The 2759-nt window shown below is 60.5% G+C and carries 2 protein-coding genes and 1 pseudogene; all 3 read left to right on the top strand.

The window, feature by feature from the left end; genetic code table 11:
* Nucleotides 1–1371: MmgE/PrpD family protein (locus tag AC0L3L_RS36275; protein WP_473642162.1), on the top strand; the 1371-nt coding region annotated here is incomplete at its 5' end.
* A pseudogene (locus AC0L3L_RS36270) lies at nucleotides 1356–1721 on the top strand (aminotransferase class III-fold pyridoxal phosphate-dependent enzyme); the annotation flags it as partial. The gene AC0L3L_RS36275 and the pseudogene AC0L3L_RS36270, both read left to right, overlap by 16 nt.
* A gap of 300 nt (nucleotides 1722–2021) precedes the next feature.
* On the top strand, nucleotides 2022–2657 hold the full coding sequence (locus AC0L3L_RS36265) for an aminotransferase class III-fold pyridoxal phosphate-dependent enzyme (protein ID WP_473642164.1): 636 nt from the start codon (nucleotides 2022–2024) through the stop codon (nucleotides 2655–2657).
* The last annotated feature ends 102 nt before the right edge of the window (nucleotides 2658–2759 follow it).

The following is a 2759-nucleotide window of genomic DNA, read 5'->3' as shown; positions in this document are numbered from 1 at the left end:
ATGCCTCCGACACAAGACGTTGCCAGCACGGTCGCCAAACTGACTTATGACGACTTGCCGGCACATGTCCGCGATAAGGCGAAGCTTCTCATCCTCGATCATGTTGGTTGCATGATCGCGGGAAGCACGACCCGCGGGGCGGGGCAAATGACGCCCTATCTCGCGCGTATCGATTCCGGCGGCCGCAGCACCGTTTTCGGCACGTCCCTGCGCTTCCATCCCGCTAATGCGGCCCATGCCAATGCACATAGCGCCAGCATGTTGAGCCTTGATGATTCCTACATCCTTTTCGGCCATCCCGGCGCGTCAATTATCCCGGCTGCTATCGCTGTTGCCGAAGAGGTCAACAGCTCCGGCAGGGAGCTGATCGCGGCAACCGTCGGCGGTTACGAGATGTCGCTACGCCTCGGCACCGCCATGCGCCCTAGCGAGGACCGCGACCGCCAGGTCAAGGGCTACGCCAGCTGGCAGGTATACGGCGCCTGCACCGCGGCAAGTCTGTTGCACCGATTTAGCGCTGAGCAGATCGCGGATGCGTATGGGCTGACCCCGATGCATGCCCCGCTTCCCTTTTTGCGCAAGTTCCATTCCCGACCGATGAGCCTTTTGAAGAACAACTATGGGTGGGCAAACAAGGGCGCCATCACGGCGGTGGATCTTGTCCGCGCTGGTTTCCATGGCAATCGCACCGTCTTCGACGGCGACGATGGGTTCTGGGCCATGGCCGGGTCCGACCGCTTTGAACCCCGCGACATGCTCGATCGGTGGGGCGAGCGCTACTTCATCCTAGAGACCGGCTTCAAACCGTTTGGCGTTTGTCGCTGGATCCACACGGCGGTTGACTGCTTGCGCGCGTTGCTGACCCGCTACCGTTTTGGCCGCGCCGACATCAAGGGCATTCACGTTGAGACGGTGAGCGAGTTCGTCCGCGATTTTAATGGCCCTTGGCCGCAATCGACCGTCGAGGCCGCGTTCCATATCCCCTATGCGCTCGCCCTCGAACTACACGACAAGTCCTCCGCGACGGGCCTGCGCGAAGACGACTTGGCGGACAAAAACCTCCAAGAAACAGCGTCACGAATAAGTCTTTCGACACTGGCCGGCGCCGATGAGAAGTTCTACGCGAAAAAGCTCCTGCCCGCCCGCGTCAATGTGACCCTCCGGAATGGCCAATCTCTTTCCGAAGAGGCCGAGATACCGACCGGCGCCCCCGGCGGGCCCGCTTTTGGGCCGGCGGAGGTGGAAGCCAAGTTCCTCACTCTCGCAAGCCCCATTATCGGCGAGGCGAACACCATGCAGCTGAAGGAAGCTCTCCTCGAACTGGAGTCTCTTTCCGTCCGCGACGCACTTAAATTATGCGCCGTGGCGTGAGGTCGCGCATGCGTGCGGCGCCAGTAAAGAGTGGGTCCTCCTTTCCGATACCAATTAATAGATCAGGAACAAGCTGCAAGATGTCCACACTGAGCACACAGCCCAAACCCGTTCAAAAGGAGTCTTCCGGAGGGGCCTTCTATGCCGGGCGCGGCATCACCAAAACGCCCATGATTTCGCATGCCAAAGGCATCTTCTTCTGGAACACCGATAAGCGCTATCTCGACGGGTCGTCGGGCGCAGTCGCCGCCAACATCGGCCATGGCAATGAGCGCGTCCGCGACGCCATGATCGAACAGGCCAAGCGGTTTAGCTATGTCGTCCGCACGGCGTTCACTAGCGAGGCGACCGAAACGCTGTGCAGGATGATTTCGGAGCTTGCGGGCACAGGATTCGACAGACTTTTCTTGTCTCCGGTGGTTCGGAGGCCATCGAATCCACCCTCAAAAACTTGCACGTCAATACGCCGTGGTCACGGGTCAACCGAAGCGCTCGAAGATTTTTGCGCGTCTGCCAGGCTATCATGGTTCGACGCTCGGCGCCGCTGCGGTCACCGGCGATCCGGATCGGGACCAGATATTCGGCCCGATTATGCAGATAATGCCCAAGGTCCCGGCACCATTGAGCTACCGCCTGTACTGGCTTTCATCATGGAGCCGGTCGGCGGCGTCGCCACCGGCGCATTGGTCGCGCCGAACAGTTACTATTCCAAGGTCCGGAAGATTTGCGACCGCTACGGCGTTCTGCTGATCTTCGACGAGGTCATGTGTGGCGCCGGCCGGACGGGAACCTTTTTGGCCGCCCATCACTGGCCCGACGCGTTGCCCGATCTTGTCGCCTGCGCGAAGGGCTTGAGCGCCGGATACACGCCACTCGGCGCCATGATCGCCCCCAACAGGATCGTCGACAAGGTTGTCGAATCTGGCGGATTTCTGCATGGCCACACCTATTCCGGCAATCCCCTCTCCTCGGCGATCGGAGTTGCGGTTCTCAAGGAGATGCTAGACCGCGATCTGATGAGCAATGCCGAGCGGATGGGCGTCGTGCTGCGGCGAAAGCTCAACGCGCTGCAGGATCGGAGCACCACCATTGGCGACGTGCGAGGAATGGGCCTCCTGAACGCGCTGGAGATCGTCGAGGATAAGGCTACCAAGGCGATTTTCCCCGCCGCTAAGCAGGCATCCTATCGCATCTCGGAGGTCGCCCGCGCTCTTGGCCTCCATATCTATCGCGCCGTGCGGCGAGCGGAAAGTTCGGGGAATGGTTCATGGCCGCTCCGCCGCTGATCATCACCGAGCCGGGAATCGACCTCTTCATGGAGCTTCTCACAGAGACATTCCGGCTTTTTGAGAGTGAGAACTGATGAGCCGGGCGCGAATCCATCCTGA

The sequence above is a fragment of the Mesorhizobium sp. WSM4849 genome, from assembly GCF_055811385.1.
This window is presented reverse-complemented; position numbering and strand designations above follow the sequence as displayed.